This is a genomic window from Nocardia sp. SSK8, assembly GCF_037034205.1.
In the GTDB taxonomy this organism is placed as follows: domain Bacteria; phylum Actinomycetota; class Actinomycetes; order Mycobacteriales; family Mycobacteriaceae; genus Nocardia.
Genome location: NZ_JBAGKD010000002.1, coordinates 526,386 through 547,325, shown reverse-complemented (window position 1 = coordinate 547,325; position 20,940 = coordinate 526,386). Strand labels below are relative to the sequence as shown.

21 protein-coding genes are annotated in these 20,940 nt (G+C 70.5%); 9 read left to right on the top strand and 12 right to left on the bottom strand.

Features of this window, described 5'->3' with window-relative positions; all coding sequences use genetic code 11:
* Positions 1-2: 2 nt before the first annotated feature.
* Genes WA675_RS05995 through WA675_RS05980 form a run of 4 tightly spaced genes read right to left on the bottom strand, consistent with a single transcriptional unit; the run spans position 3 to position 4,254 of the window.
* Positions 3-1,340: an STM4012 family radical SAM protein gene (locus WA675_RS05995; RefSeq protein ID WP_336082600.1), complete on the bottom strand. Its 1,338-nt coding sequence runs from the start codon at positions 1,338-1,340 to the stop codon at positions 3-5.
* The gene (locus tag WA675_RS05990) at positions 1,337-2,173 is read right to left on the bottom strand and encodes an STM4013/SEN3800 family hydrolase (protein ID WP_336082599.1); all 837 of its coding nucleotides are present in this window, start codon (positions 2,171-2,173) and stop codon (positions 1,337-1,339) included. Before WA675_RS05990 ends, WA675_RS05995 begins: the two co-directional genes overlap by 4 nt.
* The gene (locus WA675_RS05985; RefSeq protein WP_336082598.1) at positions 2,170-3,264 is read right to left on the bottom strand and encodes an STM4014 family protein; all 1,095 of its coding nucleotides are present in this window, start codon (positions 3,262-3,264) and stop codon (positions 2,170-2,172) included. The genes WA675_RS05990 and WA675_RS05985 overlap by 4 nt, the downstream gene beginning before the upstream one ends.
* Positions 3,265-3,270: 6 nt before the next feature.
* Positions 3,271-4,254: an STM4015 family protein gene (locus tag WA675_RS05980; protein ID WP_336082597.1), complete on the bottom strand. Its 984-nt coding sequence runs from the start codon at positions 4,252-4,254 to the stop codon at positions 3,271-3,273.
* Positions 4,255-4,412: 158 nt separating this feature from the next.
* Here WA675_RS05980 and WA675_RS05975 point away from each other — a divergent pair, with 158 nt between their 5' ends.
* Together WA675_RS05975 and WA675_RS05970 are read left to right on the top strand one after the other, a co-directional pair.
* Positions 4,413-4,739 carry a hypothetical protein gene (locus WA675_RS05975; RefSeq protein ID WP_336082596.1) on the top strand — a complete coding sequence of 109 codons (327 nt, stop codon included), beginning with the start codon at positions 4,413-4,415 and terminating at the stop codon, positions 4,737-4,739.
* Positions 4,739-5,773, top strand: coding sequence for a DUF6745 domain-containing protein (locus tag WA675_RS05970; RefSeq protein ID WP_336082595.1), 1,035 nt, complete (start codon positions 4,739-4,741; stop codon positions 5,771-5,773). Before WA675_RS05975 ends, WA675_RS05970 begins: the two co-directional genes overlap by 1 nt.
* Positions 5,774-5,874: 101 nt before the next feature.
* On the opposite strand, the gene WA675_RS05965 is transcribed toward WA675_RS05970, so the two are convergent.
* Positions 5,875-6,720 carry an alpha/beta fold hydrolase gene (locus WA675_RS05965; protein WP_336082594.1) on the bottom strand — a complete coding sequence of 282 codons (846 nt, stop codon included), beginning with the start codon at positions 6,718-6,720 and terminating at the stop codon, positions 5,875-5,877.
* A gap of 73 nt (positions 6,721-6,793) precedes the next feature.
* Here WA675_RS05965 and WA675_RS05960 point away from each other — a divergent pair, with 73 nt between their 5' ends.
* The gene (locus tag WA675_RS05960; RefSeq protein WP_336082593.1) at positions 6,794-7,438 is read left to right on the top strand and encodes a TetR/AcrR family transcriptional regulator; all 645 of its coding nucleotides are present in this window, start codon (positions 6,794-6,796) and stop codon (positions 7,436-7,438) included.
* A 29-nt stretch (positions 7,439-7,467) separates the two neighbouring features.
* Here WA675_RS05960 and WA675_RS05955 read toward each other — a convergent pair whose 3' ends face one another.
* Positions 7,468-8,424, bottom strand: coding sequence for an endonuclease/exonuclease/phosphatase family protein (locus tag WA675_RS05955; RefSeq protein ID WP_336082592.1), 957 nt, complete (start codon positions 8,422-8,424; stop codon positions 7,468-7,470).
* Between the two features lie 156 nt (positions 8,425-8,580).
* On the opposite strand from WA675_RS05955, the gene WA675_RS05950 reads away from it, so the two are divergent.
* Positions 8,581-9,942: a M20/M25/M40 family metallo-hydrolase gene (locus WA675_RS05950; RefSeq protein WP_336082590.1), complete on the top strand. Its 1,362-nt coding sequence runs from the start codon at positions 8,581-8,583 to the stop codon at positions 9,940-9,942.
* Positions 9,943-9,967: 25 nt separating this feature from the next.
* Positions 9,968-10,495 (top strand): YbhB/YbcL family Raf kinase inhibitor-like protein, encoded by a 528-nt coding sequence (locus WA675_RS05945; protein ID WP_336082589.1) that lies wholly within the window; start codon positions 9,968-9,970, stop codon positions 10,493-10,495.
* Positions 10,496-10,555: 60 nt separating this feature from the next.
* Here WA675_RS05945 and WA675_RS05940 read toward each other — a convergent pair whose 3' ends face one another.
* The 3 genes from WA675_RS05940 to WA675_RS05930 form a co-directional block, all read right to left on the bottom strand.
* Positions 10,556-12,382 (bottom strand): AMP-dependent synthetase/ligase, encoded by a 1,827-nt coding sequence (locus tag WA675_RS05940; protein WP_336082588.1) that lies wholly within the window; start codon positions 12,380-12,382, stop codon positions 10,556-10,558.
* Positions 12,383-12,513: 131 nt separating this feature from the next.
* Entirely contained in the window at positions 12,514-13,263 is a 750-nt protein-coding gene (locus WA675_RS05935; RefSeq protein ID WP_336082586.1) for a GTP cyclohydrolase II, read from the bottom strand.
* 100 nt (positions 13,264-13,363) lie between these two features.
* Positions 13,364-14,848 carry a carbohydrate kinase family protein gene (locus WA675_RS05930; RefSeq protein ID WP_336082842.1) on the bottom strand — a complete coding sequence of 495 codons (1,485 nt, stop codon included), beginning with the start codon at positions 14,846-14,848 and terminating at the stop codon, positions 13,364-13,366.
* 169 nt (positions 14,849-15,017) lie between these two features.
* Between WA675_RS05930 and WA675_RS05925 the strand changes: the two genes are divergently transcribed.
* Entirely contained in the window at positions 15,018-15,410 is a 393-nt protein-coding gene (locus WA675_RS05925; RefSeq protein ID WP_336082584.1) for a hypothetical protein, read from the top strand.
* Between the two features lies 1 nt (position 15,411).
* Here WA675_RS05925 and WA675_RS05920 read toward each other — a convergent pair whose 3' ends face one another.
* The 3 genes from WA675_RS05920 to WA675_RS05910 are packed head-to-tail and all read right to left on the bottom strand — an operon-like array spanning position 15,412 to position 17,764.
* Positions 15,412-16,491, bottom strand: coding sequence for a quinone-dependent dihydroorotate dehydrogenase (locus tag WA675_RS05920; protein WP_336082583.1), 1,080 nt, complete (start codon positions 16,489-16,491; stop codon positions 15,412-15,414).
* A gap of 8 nt (positions 16,492-16,499) precedes the next feature.
* Entirely contained in the window at positions 16,500-16,754 is a 255-nt protein-coding gene (locus tag WA675_RS05915) for a DUF5703 family protein (RefSeq protein WP_336082582.1), read from the bottom strand.
* Positions 16,754-17,764 carry a hypothetical protein gene (locus WA675_RS05910; RefSeq protein ID WP_336082581.1) on the bottom strand — a complete coding sequence of 337 codons (1,011 nt, stop codon included), beginning with the start codon at positions 17,762-17,764 and terminating at the stop codon, positions 16,754-16,756. The genes WA675_RS05915 and WA675_RS05910 overlap by 1 nt, the downstream gene beginning before the upstream one ends.
* Positions 17,765-17,928: 164 nt before the next feature.
* Here WA675_RS05910 and WA675_RS05905 point away from each other — a divergent pair, with 164 nt between their 5' ends.
* The 3 genes from WA675_RS05905 to WA675_RS05895 are packed head-to-tail and all read left to right on the top strand — an operon-like array spanning position 17,929 to position 20,924.
* The gene (locus tag WA675_RS05905) at positions 17,929-18,285 is read left to right on the top strand and encodes a hypothetical protein (RefSeq protein WP_336082579.1); all 357 of its coding nucleotides are present in this window, start codon (positions 17,929-17,931) and stop codon (positions 18,283-18,285) included.
* Between the two features lie 6 nt (positions 18,286-18,291).
* Positions 18,292-18,825, top strand: coding sequence for a hypothetical protein (locus WA675_RS05900; RefSeq protein WP_336082577.1), 534 nt, complete (start codon positions 18,292-18,294; stop codon positions 18,823-18,825).
* Between the two features lie 2 nt (positions 18,826-18,827).
* The gene (locus WA675_RS05895) at positions 18,828-20,924 is read left to right on the top strand and encodes an MMPL family transporter (RefSeq protein WP_336082576.1); all 2,097 of its coding nucleotides are present in this window, start codon (positions 18,828-18,830) and stop codon (positions 20,922-20,924) included.
* The last annotated feature ends 16 nt before the right edge of the window (positions 20,925-20,940 follow it).

Here is a 20,940-nt window from a genome sequence, read left to right as displayed (position 1 = left end):
GCTCAGCGCAGTTCGTAGGCGGCCATGGCGGCGCGGACGCCGGGGGAGAAGAAACCGGGGCCGATGGCGTCGGAGTAGGCCAGGCCCGCGGCGGACAAACGCAGCAGGTCGGCGCCGGTGTCGGCGAGCCAGCCGCGGTCGGCCAGGGTGCGCAGTTCCGGGCCGAAGTCGTCCCAGGGGTCGCGGCCGAAACGGCGCCGGTAGTCGTCGACGGGCAGGCCCTCGGCCTGCAGCAGCGACTGGAGCAGGTGGCGGCGGGCGGCTTCGTCGCCGTCGACGGCGCGGCCGTGCACGGCGGCACCGAAATCGGTGGTGGCGACGTAGCTGTCGATGATGCCGCGCACCTCGCGCATGTCCACGGCGTAATCGAAGGAGTAGTGCAGGCGGCTGGTGTAGGAACGGGCACCGCAACCGAGGCCGATCATGCCGTCGGTCTGGCAGGCGTAGTCGTCGGGACCCTGCGGCGGCGCGTCCCGGCGCCGGAACATCCGCATCGACACCTGCTCGTAACCGGCGGCGAGCAGATGGTCGCGGCCCTGTGCGTACCGGGCGAGCCGGTCGCGATCCCAGTCCTGTTCGGCCACTTCGGGATCGGCGTGCCGGGCCAGCCCGGTCAGCGGACGGACATAGAGCGGGTAGAGGTAGATCTCCTCCGGCCGCCAGGCCAGCGCCGCGTCCAGGGAATACCGCCAGCTGGTCGCGGTCTGGCCGTCGATGCCGTAGATCAGGTCGATATTGAGCACCGGAATGCCCGCTGCGCGAACCCGGCCCAGCGCCGCCTCGACCTCGGCGCGCCGCTGCGGCCGCACCGCCGCCCGGGCCTCCTCGTCGACGAAGCTCTGCACCCCCAGACTCAGCCGGGTGGCGCCGCGTTCGGCGAGCACGCGCAGCCGATCGGCGGTGCAGGTCGACGGGGACGCCTCCACCGAGAGCGGGATCGCGCGCAGGTCGGCGCCCATGCCGTGTTCGGCGATATCACAGAGCCGGGTCAGCTCGGCCGCGTCGAGAAAGGTCGGGGTGCCACCACCGAAGGCCGCGGTGGCGAAGCGGGGCGATTCGGCGTCGCCGAGGGCCGCCCGCACCGCGCTGGCCTGCCGGGCGAGGGCGTCGAGGTAGCGCCCGGTGAGATCGGCGGGCGCGCCGACCCGGGTGAACAGATTGCAGAAACCGCACCGCACCTCGCAGAACGGGATGTGCAGGTACAGCGAGAGCGCGGACCGGGATTCGCCCGCCCACACCTGGCTGAGCGCGGGCCGGTCCGGCAGCGGGCGGTAGGCGGTCTTGTGCGGGTAGGCGTAGACGTAGTTCTGATACGGCCGGGGCAGTGCGGTGTCGATCATGCGGTCGGCTCCAGGAAGAAGTGGCTGTAGGGCACCGTCCACACGCTCTCGTGACCGAGCCGGTGCCCGGTGTAGCCGTCCTCGCCGTAGGTGGTGCCGTGGTCGGAACACACGATGGCGAAGCACCGGCGCCGCGACCGCAGGGCCGCGAACAACCGCCCGACGTGCGCGTCGATGTATTCGAGTGCGGCCGCGTGGGTCTCGCGGCTGTCCCCGGCCGTACGCGTGGCACCGGGCAGATGGAACCAGTTCGGCTGGTGCAGGGCCGAGGCATTGAGGAACAGGAACACCCGCTGCTCGTCCGGGACCGCGGCGATCACCTGCTCGGCCCGCGCCACCTGGGCTTCGAACGAGGTCGGCGAGGCGACGGAGAACTCCGGCTCCCAGTGACTCTCGGCGAACAGGTCCGGCAGCACGCTGCCCAGCGCGCCCTGCTTGTTGAAGAAGCCGACTCCGCCGATACACACGGTGTGATAGCCGCGGGCGCCCAGCGCGGTGACCAGATCGGGTTCGTCGAACACGAAGGTTCCGTCGGCGGTCGTCTCGCTGCCCGCGAACCGCGCGGCGAACAGCCGTGGATGCGGCCCCGGCGCGGCAGGCGTGGGCAGGAATCCGGCGAAGATGGCCTGATGGGAGGCATAGGTGAAACTGCCGGGCGCGTGCCTGCGTTGCCACCGGCCCTCCGGGAGGTGGGCCGCCAGCGTGGGCAGCCGTCCCGCGGCGGCCAGCTCGACCGCAACGTCGTACCGCAGGGTGTCGAGGGTGAGCAGCAGCAGATCGTCACGGCCGACGACCTCGGCCATATCCGGGTGCGGTAGGTGGGGTTCGCTCATGACAGGGGTCCGATCGTGGCCGGTCGCGGTGTCGCGGTGGGGAAGTGGGCCGCGGCGGCGACCTGGGCGGCATAGGTGTCGAGGCCCTCGGCGGGGGTGCCCGGCAGCCCGGTGAGGCCGGGGAGCAGGTCACCGAAGGCGTTGACCTCGCCGACGGTGAACCGGCGCCAGTCGAGACCGGGCAGCAGATCGACGCCGACGCAGAGCGTCGCGGGAAAGCAGGCGGCGGCGCGCTCGCAGACGGCGAGTGCCTCCGCCCAGCGGTCACCGGCGGCGGCCCTGGCCGCGCCGAGATCGCCGCGCGTGCCGCCGAGATGCAGGTTGGTCAGCGGTGCCCGGCTCGTCCGGACCACGACATGGGTGGCCCGGCCACCGATGACGACGACACGCAGGTCAGCGGTGCGGCCGCCGAGGGTCGCTTTGGGAATCCAGCGCTCGAGGTGCAGACCGTCGGGCGCGAGCCGGTCGACGATCTCGGCGATCACCCGTTCGTCGCGATACCGCCGGACCCGCAGTGAATTGTGCAGGGCGCCACCCGGACCGATCTCCACCGAGGTGGTCGCCTGCCAGCGCCCGGAGGCCGTGGACTCGACGGCCAGTACTCCCGAGGCCGACGAACCGTGGGCGAGCTTGACGAAGACCCGCCGCATCGCGGCCGCCCGCAGGAACGCCTTCACGTCGGACCAGTCCCGCACCGGCCCGGTCACCGGCGACGGCGGAACCGGCACCCCGGCGGCGGCCAGGCGGGCATGGCACCGGCGCTTGTCGAACAGGACGGCCAGCTCGTCCGGGGCGTCGAGACGCGCACCGCCGCGCAACGAGGCCACGGCGGCGCGGAAGTTGGCGTACCAGCGTGCCGAACCCTCCACCCGGGTCGGCTCGCTCACCCCGCGGAGCAGCATGTCCACCGCCGGGTTCTCACCGGGCGATTCGAGCCGTACGAGGTCGTCATCGGCGAACTCGTGCCCGCCGTCGGCCAGCACCTGCCGCCACGTGACGACGCGCGGTGCCGGATGCCCGGCGGCGCGGGCCGCGTCGGCGAACAGCGCGACCCGCCGATTCTCGGCATTGCCGACCACCACCCAGCGCACGAGATCTCACTCGGCGACGGAGACGTAGCGCCAGACGGTGTCACCGTCTTCGTAACTGTCGGCATCGTCGGCATCGATGTTCACCGTCACGCCCGCGGCGGTGAGCGTGTCGGTCAGGTGCGCGCCGATCTCGGCGCTGACGTAATTGTGGTGCAGGTCCAGTGATTTCAGGTGGCTGAGCGGCTGTCCACCGAGCAGGGCGACGATGCCGTCGTCGGTGAGCACCCCCATCGACAGATCCAGCTCCTGGAGCCGGGCCACCACCGGCGCCGCGGCGACCGCGGCGCACACGGCGTCCTGGGCTTCGCTGTTGCGCAGGGCCAGACGGGTGAGGCTGGGCAGCCGGTCGCCCGCCAGGATCGGGGCGAGGTCGTCGATCTCGCTGTCGCCGCCGTAATCGGAGGTCCCGAGCCACAATTCGAGCTCGCGCAGCGACGGGAAGTCGCTGGCCGCCACCCCACGCACCACCTCGGCGGGGAGTCCGCCCGCCTGGATGGTGAGGGCGCGCAGGTTCTCGTGCCGGACGGCGGGGAAGGCGAGGTTCTGCCCGCCGCGCACACCGAGCTCCTCGAGCGCGGGGAAGGCGTCGAGGAGGGTGGTGACGGTGCCCTGATTGATCCAGGAGATCTCGCATTCCTCGGAGGTGATGTCGCCGACGAACAGCGCGCGCAGGGCGGTCAGCCGGGAGCGCGCGGCCGCGACCGCTTCGAAGATCTCCTCGGGCCCGCTGTCGAACGCCTCGGGCCAGCACCCGATGACGAGGGCCCGGACCCGGCCGGGGTCGACCGCGTCGAGGAACCGCGCGAACGCCTCGGTCCAGGTTTCCTCCGCATCGTCGCAATCCACCGTGATGCGCCACGCCACCGCGTCGGGCGCGGGCAGGGCGCGCATCGCGGTGGCGCGTGCGGCGTCGTCGGTCTCCTCGTCGAGGACGGGGAAACGATAGGTGGGCAGACCGCCCCATGCGCTGAGATGCGTTCCTGTGGTCATGAACTCCCGCCCCTTTGTCGACGTGCCGCCCCGGTGGTGACAGCAGCGTTTCTACCAAGCGGTACCGACAGCTTTCGCGGCCGGGCCGACTTGTCGGTGACCGCCGCTACGGTCGGTGCTCACCACAGGCCAACGAGGGCCAGAACGGGGAGGACGAGATGTATCGACAGGGCGATGTGCTCATCGTGCCGCTGGCCGAGCACGCGGTGCCGGACAGCGCGCGCACCGCGCGCGGCGAATCCCGCGACAGCAGAGGACGACTGGTGCTGGCACTGGGCGAGGTGACCGGCCACGCGCACGCGATTCCCGGCCCGGGCACCCTCGTGCGCGAGGCGAGCGTGTTCGGCCCACTGCTGCTGCACCTGCCGACCGGCGGGAAGGTCGTGCACGAGGAGCACGCGCCGATCCTGTTACCCACGGGGTGGTACCGGGTGATCCGGCAGCGCGAGTACCTGCCCGGCTCGGTGCGGGTGGTGGCCGACTGATGACGGGAAATCCTGCGCAGCCAACGGCATCGACGCCGAGGGACTGGCGTGCGGTGGCCGCCGCGACCGGCGGCGGTGACCGCGCGGCCGCCGAAACCGGGGTGCGGCTCGCCTACACCCGGGCCGGACTGCCCGAACCGGAACAGATCCACTGGGCACAGTCGCCGCTGGCCGCCGTGCGCATGCTCATCGCACACCAGACGACCGGCGCGTCCGTCCGGGAAGCGGTGCGCAACGGGCCGTGGGCGGCCGAACGCGAACGCTTGCACACCACGCTCGGTGCCGACGGGTACAGCGCGCACTGGCGGGCGACCGGCGCCGACCTGTGGGAGGCGACGAGCTCGGTGGTCGAACGGATCAGGGCCGGGGTGATCGAGGCGGCGGCGGCCGGTGATCGACAGCGCGAACAGCGGATTCGCGTGCTGTTGCTCGATGCCGTGCTCGGCCAGCACGAGGCCGCCTGGCTCAGCGCCTACGACACCGCGCCCGGCCGCCCGCTCGACGGGATCGCCGCGGTGGCGGCCCAGGCGGGCTGGTGGTGGCCCTACGAGAAGATCGCCGTGCTCACCGAACGGCCACTCGAACTGCACCGCGACGAAGCCGGACGGCTCGACCGCGGCGACGGACCGGCCCTCGCCTACGCCGACGGCTTCGCCCTGCACGCCTGGCGCGGGATGCCCGTCCCGGCCGAATTCCTCGACGTGCTGCGCACCTTGACCCCGCAGCGTATCCGCGACGAGGAGAACGCCGAACTGCGCCGGGTGATGCTCGAGTACTACGGCTACGACCGGTATCTCACCGAATCCGAGGCCCGCCCGGTGCATCGCGACGAGACCGGCATCCTGTGGCGGATCGCCCTCGTCGGCGACGAGGACGTGGTGATGGTCGAGGTCGTCAACTCCACCCCGGAACCCGACGGCACCCACCGCACCTACTGGTTACGCGTCCCACCCACCACCCGCACCGCCCGCGAAGGGGTCGCCTGGACCTTCGGCCTCGGCGCCGATGCCTACGAACCCCTCCAGCAGACCTGACCGATCACCGTTGTCGTGCGCGTCGTGCACGCACCTCGCCCGCCCTCACCTACGGCGCACCCGTGCCACGGCTCCGGGCGAAACGGCGTGGGGGGACCCGGTCAGCGGCGGGCGTCGGTGGTGGTGAGGAATTCCGTCATGGCGGCGGCCACGGCGGCGGGCCGGTCGAGCATGGACAGGACATAGGCGTCGTCGATCTCGACCAGGCGGGAGTGGGGGAGCAGGTCCGCCAACCGGCGGCCGTGCTCACGGGGCATGACCTTGCCCGCACTCGACCACAGGATGAGGGCCGCACCCGAGAAGCGCCGGAGGGCTTCGGTGTCGGCCACGAGGTCCAGCGAACGGAAATCCGAGCGCATGTACGCGAGCACATCGGCGCGGACACCGGGCTGCCGCAAACCGGGTTCGGTCCAGGCGTGCACGAGATCATCGGGGATCGACGACTTCGCCATCCAGCCGAACAGCAGCGGCGACCGGCGGAGCCAGGACACCCGCAACTGACGCAGGGCCAGGCCGACCCCGCCGGGCAGATACGCGGCCAGGATCGCGGTCTTCCCCGGCAGACCGGGCGGGAAATTGTCGAACGCCTCGCACGGGAACACGATCACCCGGCCCACGCGCTCGTCGAGGCCGTAGGCGGTGAGGAACAGGGCGCCGCCCCAATCGGAATGCACGAGGGTGACCTCGCGCAGATCGAGGGCCGCCAGGAAGTCGGCGACGAGCTGGTTGAGGCCGCGCATGCTCAGATCGGTGCCGGGCCGCATCGGCTCGGGATGCGCGCCGAGCGGCAGATCGGGCAGGACATAGCGGAACCCGTCCGGCAGCAGGCCGATCACCTGATCCCACACCGTGTGGTTCATCAGCAATCCGTGCAGCAGGACCACCGGCGGTCCCTCGCCGTGTTCGCGATAGTGGATGCGGCCTGCGGGAATGTCGGCTGTCGGCACGATACCCTCCTCGATTAGAGCGTTTGCTCTAGTGCGTGTGCTCTAGTCTGGAACGGTGAGCGAGGAGATGTCAATGAGTACCCGCGATCGGCTGGTCGTCGCGGTCGCCGAATTGCTGCGGGTGCACGGCTACAGCGCCGTCACCGTCAAACAGATCACCGCGGCGGCGCGGGCCCCGATGGGCTCGCTCTATCACCACTTCCCGCACGGCAAGGTCCAGGTCGCCGCCGAAGCGCTGCGCACCTCCGGCGCGGCCTATATCCAGCTGCTGCCCCTGCTCATGGACCCGCACGAGGACCTGCGCGTCGCCGTGCCCGCCGCCTTCACCGAGGCCGCGCGCACGCTCGAGGAGTCGGGCTGGATGAACATGTGCCCGGTCGGCACCGTGGCCGGGGAGATCGCCGACAGCGAACCGTCCCTGCGCGAGGTCACCGCCGATGTCATCCGGGACTGGATCGACCAGGGCACGGCCTACTTCCACGCCCGCGGCCTGCCGGAGCCAGCGGCCCGCGACCTGATCCTGGCCATCCTGACCGCGCTGGAAGGCGCCTTCATCCTCGGCCGCACCCTGCGGTCCTCCGAGCCCCTGCACGCGGCGGGCCGGGCCATGGCCGCACGCATCGACGCGCTGCTGAACGACATCCAGGACCCGGTAAGGACACCCCCGATATCTCCCGGCGCCCAGCGCGCTCGACGGACTGGATCAGCGGCACCCTGATCCGGTCGGATCACGCCGCGTCCGTCTACCTACGGAAGATGCAGCACGATGCGTGCGACGAGCGCTCGATGATCCGCCCCCGGCAGATCCACGGTCTGGACCGCGGTGGCGTGCGCCCCGGCCAGCAGCACGTGATCGATCCCGACCACCGGCGGAATGCGCTTGTCGGTCGGGTAGGTCACCAACCTGCCCGCACCGGCCTGCGCACCGGCGTCGGCATAACGTCCCGCCGTCATCGCCCGGAACCGGGTGTGATCGTGGGTCGCGTTGAAATCCCCACCCACCACCACGGGCCGCCCGTCCGGCGCGCGGTCGATGATCGCCGTCAACCGCGCCAGCTCGTCGGCCCACACCCCGGTGTCGTAGATCGGCGGCACCGGATGGATCGCGTACACCGACACCGCGCCCACCTCGGGCACCGTCGCGGTCGCCGAGATCTGGTTCAGCACGAACCCGTCGTATTCGATCGTCTCCGACAGCGGATACCGGCTCCAGATCCCGGTCCCGCTCGCGGTCTGCCCGGGGGCCAGGTAGCGGTGTGGCAGCAGCTCGTCGAGCCCGGCGCGCCCCAGCTCGGTGACGGCGGCGCGGGTCAGCTCGTTGACGGTGAGCACCGCGACCTCCCGCGCCCGCACCAGCTCCACGAACGCCGCCGGATCAGCACCGTCGAACAGCAGATTGGCCTGCATGACCGTCACCGGCAGACCGTCCCCACCGCTGCCGTCGGCGATAAACAGCGGCGCCTGGGAAACCACCGCGACCACGGCGACCACCGCCGCCGCCCCGGCCCCCACCCAGTGCCGTACCGCCGCGAACCCGGCGACCCCGAGCACGGCACCGCCCATGAGATACGGCGCCCCCGACGCCGCCAGCACGAGCGGCTCGACCGGAATCCCGGTGTAGTGCAACGCCAGTCCCGCGCCCGCGGCGAGCGTTCCCGCCGTCGCCAGCAGGAGGGTCCCGACCCGAATCACCCGCGCACGCATGGCCTCAGCCAATCACGCGGCCCCGGCCTGCGGCCAGTGCGGTGAATTCGGCTCAGCGCGAGCCGGACCCTCGCCCTCGGGGTGAGCAGCGGCGGAATCGGCCGGGGTCAGGGGACCCGGCGCGGGCGAGGCGCCGGTGGTGGTAGGAAAGGGGACGTGTCGGCATCTGACGAGAACCCTGTGTCCCCCGGCCGGTCCCGCGCGGAAGCCGAGGTGGTGGACCTGGTCAGCGCGCTGATCCGGTTCGACACCTCCAACACCGGCGAGCTGGCCACCACCAAGGGTGAGCGCGAATGCGCCGAATGGGTGGCCCAGCAGCTCGCGGAAGTCGGCTACGAGACGGAGTACGTCGAATCCGGCGCGCCCGGCCGCGGCAATGTGTTCGCCCGGCTGAAGGGCGCGGATTCCAGCCGCGGCGCGCTGATGATCCACGGCCACCTCGACGTGGTGCCCGCCGAGGCCGCGGACTGGAGCGTGCACCCCTTCTCGGGCGCGGTGCGCGACGGCTACGTGTGGGGTCGCGGCGCGATCGACATGAAGGACATGGTCGGCATGACCCTGGCGCTGGCCCGCCAGTTCAAAGCCGAAGGCACCGTGCCCCCGCGTGATCTCGTGTTCGCCTTCCTGGCCGACGAGGAGAACGGCGGCCGCTGGGGTTCGCAGTGGCTGGTGGACAACCGGCCCGAACTGTTCGAGGGCATCACCGAAGCGGTCGGCGAGGTCGGCGGGTTCTCGCTCACCGTGCCGCGCCCCGACGGCACCGAACGCAGGCTCTACCTGGTGGAGACCGCCGAGAAGGGCCTGGGCTGGATGCGCCTGCGCGCGAAGGCCCGTGCCGGGCACGGCTCGTTCCTGCACGAGGACAACGCGGTCACCATCCTGGCCGAGGCCGTGGCCCGGCTCGGCAAACACACCTTCCCGCTGGTGCTCTCGGACTCGGTTGCGGAGTTCCTCGCCGCGGTGAGCGAGGAGTCGGGCCTCGAATTCGACCCGCACAGTCCCGATATCGAGGGTCAGCTCGCCAAACTGGGCACCATCTCCCGCATCATCGGCGCCACCCTGCGCGATACGGCCAACCCGACCATGCTGCAGGCCGGGTACAAGGCCAATGTGATCCCGCAGACCGCGGAGGCGGTAGTCGACTGCCGGGTGGTCCCGGGCAGACAGGCTGCCTTCGAACGCGAGGTCGACGAGCTGATCGGCCCCGATGTCGAGCGCGAGTGGATCACCAAACTCGACTCCTACGAGACCACCTTCGACGGCCACCTCGTCGACGCCATGAACGACGCGGTGCTCGCCAACGACCCGCAGGGCCGCACCGTGCCCTACATGCTCTCCGGCGGTACCGACGCGAAAGCCTTCGCGCGCTTGGGCATCCGCTGCTTCGGCTTCGCGCCGCTGCAGCTGCCGCCGGAACTGGACTTCACCGCCCTGTTCCACGGGGTGGACGAACGGGTGCCGGTGCAGTCACTGGAATTCGGCACCCGGGTCCTGGAACATTTCCTTCTGCACAGCTGATCGACCACCACTCCGAGAGGTCTTCATGAGCTACAACCCCTATGACGCACTGCCCCAGGTGCCCTCGTTCACCCTCACCTCCGCCGATGTCACCCACGGGCAGCCGTTGGCCAACGACCAGGTGTCGGGCGTGTTCGGCTCCGGCGGCAAGGACATCTCGCCGCAGCTGAGCTGGTCCGGATTCCCCGAGGACACCCAGAGTTTCGCGGTGACCGTCTTCGATCCGGACGCCCCCACCGCCTCGGGCTTCTGGCACTGGGCCGTCGCGAACATCCCGGCCTCGGTGACCTCCCTGGACACCGGCGCGGGCAGCGAGGGCGGCAGCCTGCCCGCCGGTGCGGTGACGCTGCGCAACGACGGTGGCTTCCCCGGCTTCGTCGGCGCCGCCCCGCCCAAGGGCCACGGCCCGCACCGCTACTACGTGGTGGTGCACGCGGTCGACATCCCCGAGCTCGAGGTCGGGCCGGAGGCGACCCCGGCCTACCTGGGCTTCAACCTGTTCTTCCACACCCTGGCCAGGGCCACCCTGATCGGCACCTACGAAGAGCGCTGAACCACAACGGCAGTGGCCCCGGAAGTCCATCCTTCCGGGGCCACTGCCGTGCGCGGGGTGCTACTTCACATTGACGACATGCTCCGGCGGCGTCGCCGCGTAGAGCGCCTCGATCGTCTCGGCGTACTTGTTCGCGATCGGCGTGCGCTTGAGCGACATCTTCGGGGTGAGCTCGTCGCCGCCCGGTTCCCACAGCGTCTCCACCACGACGAAGCGCTTGATCTGCTCCACCCGCGAGAGCTTGCGGTTGCCCGCGAGCACGGCCTCGCGCACCTCGTCGACGATCTCCTTGCGCCGGGCCAGCTCCGCGTGTGTGGCGTCGGTGGCGCCGAACTCCTTGGCGCGCAGCGCGGCGACATCGGGATCGAGCATGATCAGCGCGGTGATGTAGGGCCGGGCCTCGCCGATGGCCACGGCCTGCCCGATCATCGAGGAGGCCGCCTTCATGGCGTTCTCGATATTGGACGGGGCGATGTTCTTGCCCGCCTCGCTGATGATCAGTTCCTTCTTGCGGTCCACGATGCGCAGGTAGCCGTCGGCGTCGAGGGTGCCGATATCGCCGGTGTGCAGCCAGCCCGCGTCGTCGATGGCCTCGGCGGTCTTGTCGGGCATGTTGCGATAGCCCGGGGTGACGATCGGGCCGCGCAGCAGTACCTCACCGTCGGAGTCCAGCCGCAGCTCGCAACCCTCCATCACCCGGCCGACCGACCCGGGGCGCGGCTTGTCGATCTCGGTGTAGGTGCCCACACCGGTGGTCTCGGACATGCCCCACACCTCGCTGACCGCGAAACCGAGGCCGAGGAAGTACTCGAGGGTCTCCGGCGGCACCGGGGCCGCGCCGGACGCGGCGACCTTCAGCTCCGCGAACCCGAGCGCCTCGCGCAGCTTGGACAGCACCAGCGTGTCGGCGATCTTGTGCTGCACACCCAGCAGCACCGAACCACCCTCACCGGCCAGCTTCGCCTTGGCCTGCGCGACACCGACCCCGATCGACCAGTTGGCCAGCGCCTTCTTGACCGGGCTCGGCTCCACCGCGAGCTTGTTCTCGATGCCCGCCTTGATCTTCTGCCACACCCGCGGCACACCGAAGAACACCGTGGGACGAGCGTCGGGCAGCGCGGCCGCGATCTCGCGCGGATCCGGCACCGTGGTGATCTGGATGCCGGTGAGCAGGCTCATCGCGTGCGCGGAGATACGGTCGGCGACGTGCGCGGCGGGCAGGTAGGACACCGCGCGATCGTCGAAACCGACCGGCAGCGGACCCGAGACCAGGCCGACGACCTGGGCGATCACATTGCTCTGGGTGAGCTCGACGCCCTTGGACGGGCCGGTGGTGCCCGAGGTGTAGATCAGCGTGGCCAGATCGCCCGGCCGCACGGCCTGCCAGGCGGCGTCGAAATCGAAATCGGGGGCCGGGTCGGACTCCAGCTCGGCCAGCGTGATGGTGCCCGCGGCGGTGCCGTCGACGAGCACGGTGTGCGTGATATCGCCGTCGGCCTCGCGGATGACGTCCAGGAACGCCTGCTCGGTGACGACCACCTTGTTGCCCGCGTTGGCGAACACGTGCGCGATCTGCTCGGCGGAGCTGGTGTTGTACACCGAGAACGGGGTCGCGCCCAGGTGCAGGGCGGCGGTGTCGATGAGGTTGAACTCGGGGCGGTTGGTGAGCATGATCCCGACCGCGTCCCCGTGGCCCACACCGAGTTTCGCCAGACCGGCCGCGAGCGCGCGCACCCGGGTGGCGTACTCGGCCCAGGTGATCTCCTGGGTACCGCCGACCGTTCGCAGCGCGATCTGGTCGGGCCGCACTGCGGCGGTCTGCTGGAAGGCGGCGGGCACGGTGTGCACCGTGACGCCGGAAGCGTGCGCGAAACCGATGTCTGTCATATCCCTGTTCCCGATAGGCCGTGCGGACACCGAGCCAATGCGAGTGGATCTGTCTCATCGTCTCGAGCGATGGGCGTCAACAGTGGCGCGGCTCACTCATCGTAACCGGACATACGGGATTGTGGCGGGGGTTACCCACGACCGCCGAAGCGGAAACGTCGCCATCGGCGGGGCCGCCCGGACTCCCCGGGCGCGGCCGCGACCTCGGTAGGCGCCGTATAGTGCGGCGCCCACGGCGCGAAATCCCGCGGAATCATGTGCTTGCGCCGCCGGACCTTGGCCTCGAGGTAGCGGCGGCCGCGCTCGGTGCGGAGCTGGATGGCCAGCGGGATCACCTCCACCGCCACCCCCGCCTCCGACAGCGCCCGCACCTTCTCCGGATTGTTGGTGAGCAGCCGCGCCTGATGGATCCCGAGATCGAGCAGGGCCTTGGCGACGTGCTCGTAACGCCGGATGTCGGGGTCGAGTCCGAGCCGCTCGTAGGAGTCGAAGGTGTCGATGCCGAGCTGCTCGCTGGTGCGGTAGCCGATGGCCTTCCACAGCAGGCCCGCGCCGCGTCCCTCCTGCTCGAGATAGACCAGCACACCACCGCCCTCGGCCTGGATGAGATCCATCGACAGCGCCAGCTCGGGCCCGCAGTCGCAGTCGTCGGAACCGAGCGCGTCACCGTAGAGGCAGCGCGAGTGCACGCGAACCAGGGGCTTCTCCCCGGGCTCACCGAAAACCAGGAGGTGGCCGCCGTCGGTGTTGTCGTCGAGCGCGTGCACCCGCACGCGCAGCTGGGTGCCGTTGCGGCTGAACTGATGATCCGGCCGCAGATCCTCAGCGTCGCGTCCCGGCGCCGTGTCCGGCAAGTCCGGGGCGGACTCGATGATCGTCAAGCGCTCCTCCGAGGGCTGTTCCGGCACCGGGCGACCCGGCGCGTGGACGGTACGGGCAAGGCAACGGCGCGACTCTACTCCCGCCGCGCGCGCCGATCCGTCAACCGGGTGTCACATCCGGGTGAACGGCCTCGCGGGCGTAGACATGCACGACCCGGTCCACCTCGGCCACATCGGGGAACACGGTGGAGACCATCCCGAGCTTCTGGGTCGGCAGCATCGCCGCGGTGCACCACACATAGTCCGGAACGCCGAGCGCGTCTTCGGATTTCACCACCCGCGCGGCCAGCGCCGCGGCGAAGGCGGCCGCGGCGCCGACCGCGGCCTTGAGCACCTGGGGGAAGTGGTCGACCACGATGTCGTCGTCATCGGAGTAGACGCGGCAGTGGAAACCGTCCACCGCGCACACCGTCGACACGCCGAGCCCGCGCAACCGGCGCGCGGTGTCGGCGGGGGAGGCGGTGTGCACCTCGGGCAGCAACGCGTCGAGCTCGCTCGACGAGCCGACGAGATAGTCCACGACATCCAGGTACCGGTACAGCCCTTGGGGCGCGGCGAGACTCGGTGTGGCACAGACGATCACCTGGGGACGCTCGGGCAGCTCACGCAGGTGATCGAGAATCCCCTCGACGATCTCGCCGGGCTGCTCGAAGGTCAGCACCACCACGGCCGACCCGGCCAGGCTCGCCCGCACCGCGTCGGTGTCGAGATCCTCGGACTGCAGCTGCACGTGGGCATCCCGGCAGCCGATCAGCCGCACCTCGCCGCTGGGTGTCATGATGACGGCGGTCACCAGGGTGGCCGCGTGCGGAACGACCTTGACCAGCGACTCGCTGATGTGGTGCCGGGCCAGCAGCTCCCGGATGTGGCGCCCGTTGTCGTCGGCGCCGATGGCGGCCAGCAGCCGGACGTCCAGGCCCAGCCGGGCCGCGGCGACCGCGCGATTGAGCCCCTTGCCGCCGGGCGCACCGGCGAAAGTGCCCCCGACGGGGGAGTTCTCGCCCGGGAAGGTGTCGACCCGATACAGGTGATCGATCACCGCGTCGCCGACCACGGTGACCACCCCGGCCGACAGCGTCACGGCATCGGCGGATTCGGTGTGATCCCCCGGTGACGGCTGGGTGAGCAGGGCCGCGAGGGCGGTGAGCGCCTCGCGTTCCGCGCTGGACCTGAGCCGCTTGACCGTCGGCGCGTCCGGCACGGTCTCCGCGCCGATCGCGGCGTGTAGCCGGATCCAGTGCTGCGCCAGGTGAACCCGGCGCGCCCCGAGGTTGACCGCGTACAGCTCGCCCGGATCGACGCCCTCGATCTCCGGGTCGCGCAGCAGCCCGAGCACCAGGGTCGCGTCGGCGATGAGCCGGGCGCTGGGCGGCAATTGCCGGGCCGCCTCGCGCAGCACGGGCAGGACAGCGTCTTCCCTGGTGATCCCGGCCCGGCGCGCGTACCGGCCGACCACCGGTAGCTCGAGAATCGGGGCGGCCCCGATCTCGGTGTGGCGCAGGCGATCCGCGCTGACGCCGGAGAACTTACCGAGGCGCGCGAGGATGGCACGCACCACGTCCGTGCGGGGGTCCTGCGGAACCATCGGCACGCGATCGGCCTCCAGAAGTCGACACGACGGGGTTTACCGACCCGCTTTTCGGGCAATTACCAACTTACAACGGCAATTGACCGCAGTGAAGGGCAAATGCCACACTGGATGTGGGCATTCACCCGGGAGCCTCGCTCCCCTCAGGGAAAATCGGAGGTGTCCGATGACCATCCACCTCACCCCGGACGACATGCGCAGTACCCGCAGCCCCGAATACGCCGAACGCGTGGGCGCCGACCCGGAAGTCTGGCTGCTGAGCTGGCTGCCCGACCGGAAACTCACCCGCGAGCAGGCTTTCGCGGGCATGCAGCTCGACGAACTGCTCAGCGACGTCACCGCCACCCACGACCGGATGGCGCACGCGCAGATCAGTGCCTACGCCGACACCATCGGCATCGTCTGGGAGCAGGCGATCATCCGGCTCTACAAGCGGATGCTGGAACGCTTCGACGGCGACCCCGACGGCGCGGCACTCCGGCCTGCCCCGTCGGGCCCGCGCACCGCGCCCCAGCTGTTCGGGCACGGCGACGCGGCACGCCGGATCTACTTCGGCTGACTCAGGCCGAGTGCGCGCGGTGCTCGGCGCCGACCGCCTCGGCCAGGGACCGGAAGCCCCCCGCGCGCAGGTTGGCGGCGATGCCGCGATGGATGCGGGTGGTCCAGAACAGACCGCCGTAGATGAAACCGGTGTAGCCCTGTAGCAGCGTGGCGCCCGCCAGAATCCGCTGCCAGGCCTGCTCGGCGGTTTCGATACCACCGACCGAGATCAGCACCACCTTGTCACCCACCCGCGCGTAGAGACGGCGCAGCACCTCGAGCGAACGATCGGCGACCGGCGCTCCGGACAGCCCACCGGCACCCATGGCCTCGACCTCGGCGGCAGGGGTGCGCAGGCCGTCGCGGCGGATGGTGGTGTTGGTGGCGACGATCCCGGCCAGGCCGAGCTCGACCGCGAGATCGGCCACCGCGTCGACATCCTCGTCGGACAGGTCGGGCGCGATCTTCACCAGCACCGGCACCGAGACGCAGTCGAGCACCGCCTGCAGGATCGGGCGCAGCGACTCGACGGCCTGCAGATCCCGCAGACCCGGGGTGTTCGGCGAGGACACATTGACCACGACGAAGTCGGCCAGCGGGCCGAGCAGCCGTGCGCTGGTGGCGTAATCGGCGGCGGCGGCCTCGGGTTCGACCACCTTGGTCTTGCCGATATTGGCGCCGATCGGGACGGTGGGGTGCGCGCCGTGCAGCCGGGCGGCGGCCGCGGCGGCACCGTGGTTGTTGAAGCCCATGCGGTTGATCAGGCCGTGGTCGGCGGGCAGCCGGAACAGGCGCGGCGCCGGGTTACCCGGCTGCGCGTGCGCGGTGACGGTACCGATCTCGGCGAAACCGAAACCGAGCGAACCCCAGGTGTTCGCGCCGTCGGCGTTCTTGTCGAAACCGGCGGCCAGGCCGAGCGGGGCGGCGAAATCGACGCCGAAGGCGGTGGTCGCCAGGATCGGATCCTCGACGACGGTCAGCTTGCGCACCAGCCAGCGGGTGGGCGGGAACCAGGTCGCGAAGCGCAGCGAGGCGAAGACCAGGTGGTGCACTCGCTCCGGCGGGATCAGGAACATCAGGCGTAACAACAGGGCGTACATGGGTCGGCTCACAATCCGGGTTCGGGCACGGGGAGGACGGCGTTCTTGCGGCGGCGCAACAACACCCGGCGGCTGCCGTCGGTGTAGGCGCGCACCCGCGACAGTTCCCAGCCACCGAATTCGGCCTGGATGGCCAGCCGCATGGAGGCGGTGACCCGGGTGACGTCGGGCGGCAGCCGCAGCGGCACGTACTCGTAGTCGTCGTTGCTGGTCTCCCAGCTCGGCGGGATCGCCGAGCGGGATCCGCGAGGCTTGGCGGCCATCACTGCCCTCTCTTCCGCTCGTCCGCGCCGATCCGCTGGAGACCGTCGCCCGCGGCCGAGGCCACATAGAGGTCGCCGGTGCGTTCGTCGACGGTCACCGCGTCGGGCTGGCGCAGCGTCGGGAAGCGTCCCACCTCGACACCGATCCCCGTCGACAGGTCGTAGCCGACGACCTCGTTGCTCTGCGTGCAGCTCACCCAGACCGTGTCGGAACGCGGATCGTAGGCGAGCGCGTAAGGCGATGATGGTACCGGGAAACGCTGTCGCAGCACGAGCGGACCGGCCGAGTAGACCAGCAGTTCGCCGCCCGCGGTGTCGGTGACGATGATCCGGCCCTGGGGGTCGGCGACCAGGTTCGCGGCGCCGTCGCCTGCGCGCAGCATGAGCCCGAGCGCGTCCTCGCGGACACTGACCACGGCGGTCTGCCTGCGGTCCAGGACGGTGATGTCCTCGCCGGTGACGGCGATCGCGTCGGCCGAGACCAGACCGGTGACCGTGCGCGTCACCGTCCCGTCGGCGCCGAGAACCCGCACCGTGCCGTCGGCCGTGCCGACCACGAGCGTGCCGTCGCTGCGAGTTTGCACGCTGCGCACGTCACCGTCGACAGGGGTCTCGGTGAGCGTGCCGGTGGCCGCGTCCACGCGCAGCACGCGGTTCGGGGCGGCTACCAGGATCTCGCCGGGCACACCTTGGGCGAGCCCGGCGCCCGTGGCGGGCAGCGTGACCGAGCGCGGGGCGGCAGGTGCCGCGGGGTCGATCAGGGTGAGTGTGGTGCCCGCGGTGTCGAGGGCCGCGACACGGCCGGTCGCGCGTTCGGCCAGCAGGGCCGAGGTGGCGGGGGCGGGCAGCACCCGGCCCGCGGGGGTGGCGGTGGTGGCGGGGGAGACCGCCGCGGTGGCCGGTTCCCTGGTCGGCACATCGGGGCCGCCGTCGTCACCGGCACATCCCGTCAGCACCACCAGTGCCGCCGCGCCGAAAAACGCTGAGGCGACCGAGCCGCGAGGGCGCATGCACCGAACTCCTTTATTCCGCACGAGGTGACCGCTGATCACCATCTGACCATGATGACTCACCAGTAGCTCCGACCGGGTGGGCCCGTCGGGGCTGTCGGTGACGCGGGTTACTGTTGACGCGTCGACAATTGATAGCCGAGCAACGGCAGGAGATCGCCACGATGACCGACCGGACACCAGCGGGTTTCGGCATCGATGACATCTCGGTCGGCCCGTTCGCCCACGGCTTCGGCACCACCGAGGACGGCCGCCCGTTCGTCTTCCGCACCCGCGGTGCCACCCTGACCATCGAGATCTACCGCGCCGACCTGGGCGAGACCGTGCCCCAGCCCGAGGACGTGGTGGCCACCGCGCACGCCCAGGTGACCGATATCGACCTCGGCGACGAACGCAGCGTGAGTGCCTTCGTCCGCGATCTGCTGCACCACGCCACGCCGGTCGCGGGGGCCGTCGGCCGGGACACCACCCTCGTGCGCGGCATCCTGGGCCGGATCAGCGCCGCGATTGATGGTATGTAGATGGTGATGTCTTCCACACTTTTCGCCAGGACCGCCGCGGCCACCGCCTGCCTCTCGGCCCTCGTCGCGCTCACCGCGTGCTCGGGGACCACCGACGAGGCCTCGGTCGACGCCGCGCGTTCCTCGGCCAACGCCTCCCTCGCGTCGTCGATCGCGATCTCCTCCAGCAAGGCCAACGCGCCGCTGCCGACCGCCGCCGAGCTCGACGCGCAGATCAAGCGCGCGCTGGACCCGGACCTGCCCGATGTCGAGCGCACCGACCTGATCGAGGACGGTGCCGCGTTCAAGGACGCGATCCCCGACATGTACAAGGCGCTGCGCGACAATCCGCACGCCGTCTACGGCGTGGTCGACCCGGTGTTCGACAACCGCGACGGCACCCTCACCGCCACCATGCGCCTGGACAAGGACGGTTCGGGCACCAATGTCCGCACCACCATCGTGCATTTCGTGCTGCTCGACGGTAAGTGGAAGATCTCGCGCACCGATCTGTGCGGCATCCTGCGCTCGGCCGACTACCGCACCGCCGCCTGCGGCTGAGCATGCGGGAATCGCGTTCGATGCGGTGGGGCCGGTTCGTCCACCGCCACCGCTACCTCGTGCTCGGGTTGTTCGTCCTGACGGTGCTGATCTCCGGCTGGTTCGGCCGGGACCTGGCGGGCCGCTACACCCAGGAGGGCTGGTTCGACGAGTCGAGCCAGTCGGTGGCGGCCTCGAAACTGGCCGACGACACCTTCGGCCGCGATACCGACGGCGACCTGATCGTCATCTACACGGCCCCGCCGGGCACCACGGTCGACGATCCGTCGGTGCGCGGCCCGGTGACGGCCGCCCTCGCCGACCTGCGCGAACAGTACGGCGAGCGCATCCACAAGATCGACAGCTACTGGGACAGCCCGTTCTCGGCGAACGCCTCGGACCCGACCAAACAGCACGCCTTCGCCAGCATCGGCCTGGCGGGCGGCGGCGGCACGGCCACCGTCAACAACTATCTGGCCCTGAAACCGCATCTGAACGCGGACGTGCCCGGTGGGGGACCGGGCGGCACCACCGTCCAGCTGGCCGGGCTGCAGCCGGTCGTCGAGGGCATCAATATCGGGATGCAGCACGACATCAAGCGCGCGGAGATCATCGCGCTGCCGATCGTGGCGGTGCTGCTGTACTTCGTGTTCGGCGGCGTGATCGGCGCGCTGCTGCCGGTGATGATCGGCGGGCTCACCATTCTCGGCACGTCGGGCATCCTGCGCCTGCTCACCGCGCACATCGAGGTGAACGTCTTCGCGAGCGCGGTCATGACGCTGGTCAGTCTCGGGCTGGCGATCGACTACGGACTGTTCACCGTCACGAGATTCCGCGAGGAGCTGGCGGCGGGACGCGATGTGGAGGAGGCGACCGCGCGCACCGTCGCGACCGCCGGGCGCACGGTGCTGTTCTCCGCCGCGATCATCGCGGTGAGCCTGGGCGCGCTGTTCATCTTCCCCAACGGCGTGCTGCGGTCGGTGCCCTACGGCGGTATCTCGGCGGTCATGCTGGCGGCGCTGCTGTCGGTGACCGCGCTGCCCGCGGCTCTGAGCATCGTCGGCACGCGGATCGACTGGCTGGGCTGGAAGCGGTTCACCCGCAGCAAGACCGAGGCCGAGATCGATGCCGGGTTCTTCTCCCGGCTGGCGCAGTGGGCGATGCGGCGGCCGTGGGCGGTGGTGGTGCCGATCGTGCTGGCGCTGCTGGCGCTGAGCATCCCGATGCGCCACATCGAGTTCGGTGGGATCAGCGAGAAGTACCTGGCCGCCGACAATCCCGCCCGGGTGGCGCAGCAGGATTTCGACCGGCTGTTCCCCGGATTCCGTACCGAGCCGCTGAAGCTGGTCGTCGTGGGGGCGTCGCCGCAGGAACTGAGCGATATCCGGTTCGAGGCCAATCAGATTCCGGGCCTCACCGGCAGGTTCGAGCCCGCCGCACCGACCAAGAACGACGTCAACGTGCTCTCGGCCGGGCTGGGGGACAAGCGCGATGCCGACCGGGTGATCGATGCGCTCCGCGCCCTGCCCACACCGCCGGGGGTGGAGGTGATGGTCGCGGGAATCCCCGCGCTGGAACGTGACAGCATCAACGGCCTGATCGACGGGCTACCGCTGCTGCTGGCGATCCTGATGGCCGCCGCCCTGGCCTTGATGATGATCGCCTTCCGGTCAGTGATCCTGGCGGTCAAGGCGGTCGCGATGAGCGTGCTCAGTCTGATGTCGACGCTGGGCGTGCTGACCTGGATCTTCGTGGAGGGCCACGGTTCCGACGCCTTCGACTTCACGCCGGGACCGCTGATGTTCGCGGTGGTGGCGCTGATCGTCACGGTGATCTTCGGCCTGTCCACCGACTACGAGGTGTTCCTGCTGTCCAGGATCGCCGAGAAACGCGCCTCCGGGGCCGATGCGACCGAGTCCATCCGCTACGGCGTCGCGCACACCGGTGGCGTGATCACCTCCGCCGCGGCCATTCTCATCGTCGTCACGGGCGCGTTCGGCTTCTCCGATCTGGTCCTGATGAAGTACATCGCCTACGGCATGATCGTCGCGCTCATCATCGACGCGACCGTCATCCGCATGGTGCTGACGCCCGCGCTGCTGAAGATCATCTGGCGCTGATCCCGGCGGTGGTGGG

Bases quoted from the DNA above. Each gene is read 5' to 3' on its own strand.
- WA675_RS05895 (WP_336082576.1), top strand. From the start codon at position 18,828: ATGCGGGAATCGCGTTCGATGCGGTGGGGCCGGTTCGTCCACCGCCAC.
- WA675_RS05975 (WP_336082596.1), top strand. From the start codon at position 4,413: ATGTATCGACAGGGCGATGTGCTCATCGTGCCGCTGGCCGAGCACGCG.
- WA675_RS05905 (WP_336082579.1), top strand. From the start codon at position 17,929: ATGACCGACCGGACACCAGCGGGTTTCGGCATCGATGACATCTCGGTC.
- WA675_RS05990 (WP_336082599.1), bottom strand. From the start codon at position 2,173: ATGAGCGAACCCCACCTACCGCACCCGGATATGGCCGAGGTCGTCGGC.
- WA675_RS05980 (WP_336082597.1), bottom strand. From the start codon at position 4,254: ATGACCACAGGAACGCATCTCAGCGCATGGGGCGGTCTGCCCACCTAT.
- WA675_RS05910 (WP_336082581.1), bottom strand. From the start codon at position 17,764: ATGCGCCCTCGCGGCTCGGTCGCCTCAGCGTTTTTCGGCGCGGCGGCA.
- WA675_RS05900 (WP_336082577.1), top strand. From the start codon at position 18,292: ATGTCTTCCACACTTTTCGCCAGGACCGCCGCGGCCACCGCCTGCCTC.
- WA675_RS05915 (WP_336082582.1), bottom strand. From the start codon at position 16,754: ATGGCCGCCAAGCCTCGCGGATCCCGCTCGGCGATCCCGCCGAGCTGG.
- WA675_RS05920 (WP_336082583.1), bottom strand. From the start codon at position 16,491: ATGTACGCCCTGTTGTTACGCCTGATGTTCCTGATCCCGCCGGAGCGA.
- WA675_RS05970 (WP_336082595.1), top strand. From the start codon at position 4,739: ATGACGGGAAATCCTGCGCAGCCAACGGCATCGACGCCGAGGGACTGG.
- WA675_RS05925 (WP_336082584.1), top strand. From the start codon at position 15,018: ATGACCATCCACCTCACCCCGGACGACATGCGCAGTACCCGCAGCCCC.
- WA675_RS05945 (WP_336082589.1), top strand. From the start codon at position 9,968: ATGAGCTACAACCCCTATGACGCACTGCCCCAGGTGCCCTCGTTCACC.
- WA675_RS05955 (WP_336082592.1), bottom strand. From the start codon at position 8,424: ATGCGTGCGCGGGTGATTCGGGTCGGGACCCTCCTGCTGGCGACGGCG.
- WA675_RS05940 (WP_336082588.1), bottom strand. From the start codon at position 12,382: ATGACAGACATCGGTTTCGCGCACGCTTCCGGCGTCACGGTGCACACC.
- WA675_RS05960 (WP_336082593.1), top strand. From the start codon at position 6,794: ATGAGTACCCGCGATCGGCTGGTCGTCGCGGTCGCCGAATTGCTGCGG.
- WA675_RS05930 (WP_336082842.1), bottom strand. From the start codon at position 14,848: ATGGTTCCGCAGGACCCCCGCACGGACGTGGTGCGTGCCATCCTCGCG.
- WA675_RS05995 (WP_336082600.1), bottom strand. From the start codon at position 1,340: ATGATCGACACCGCACTGCCCCGGCCGTATCAGAACTACGTCTACGCC.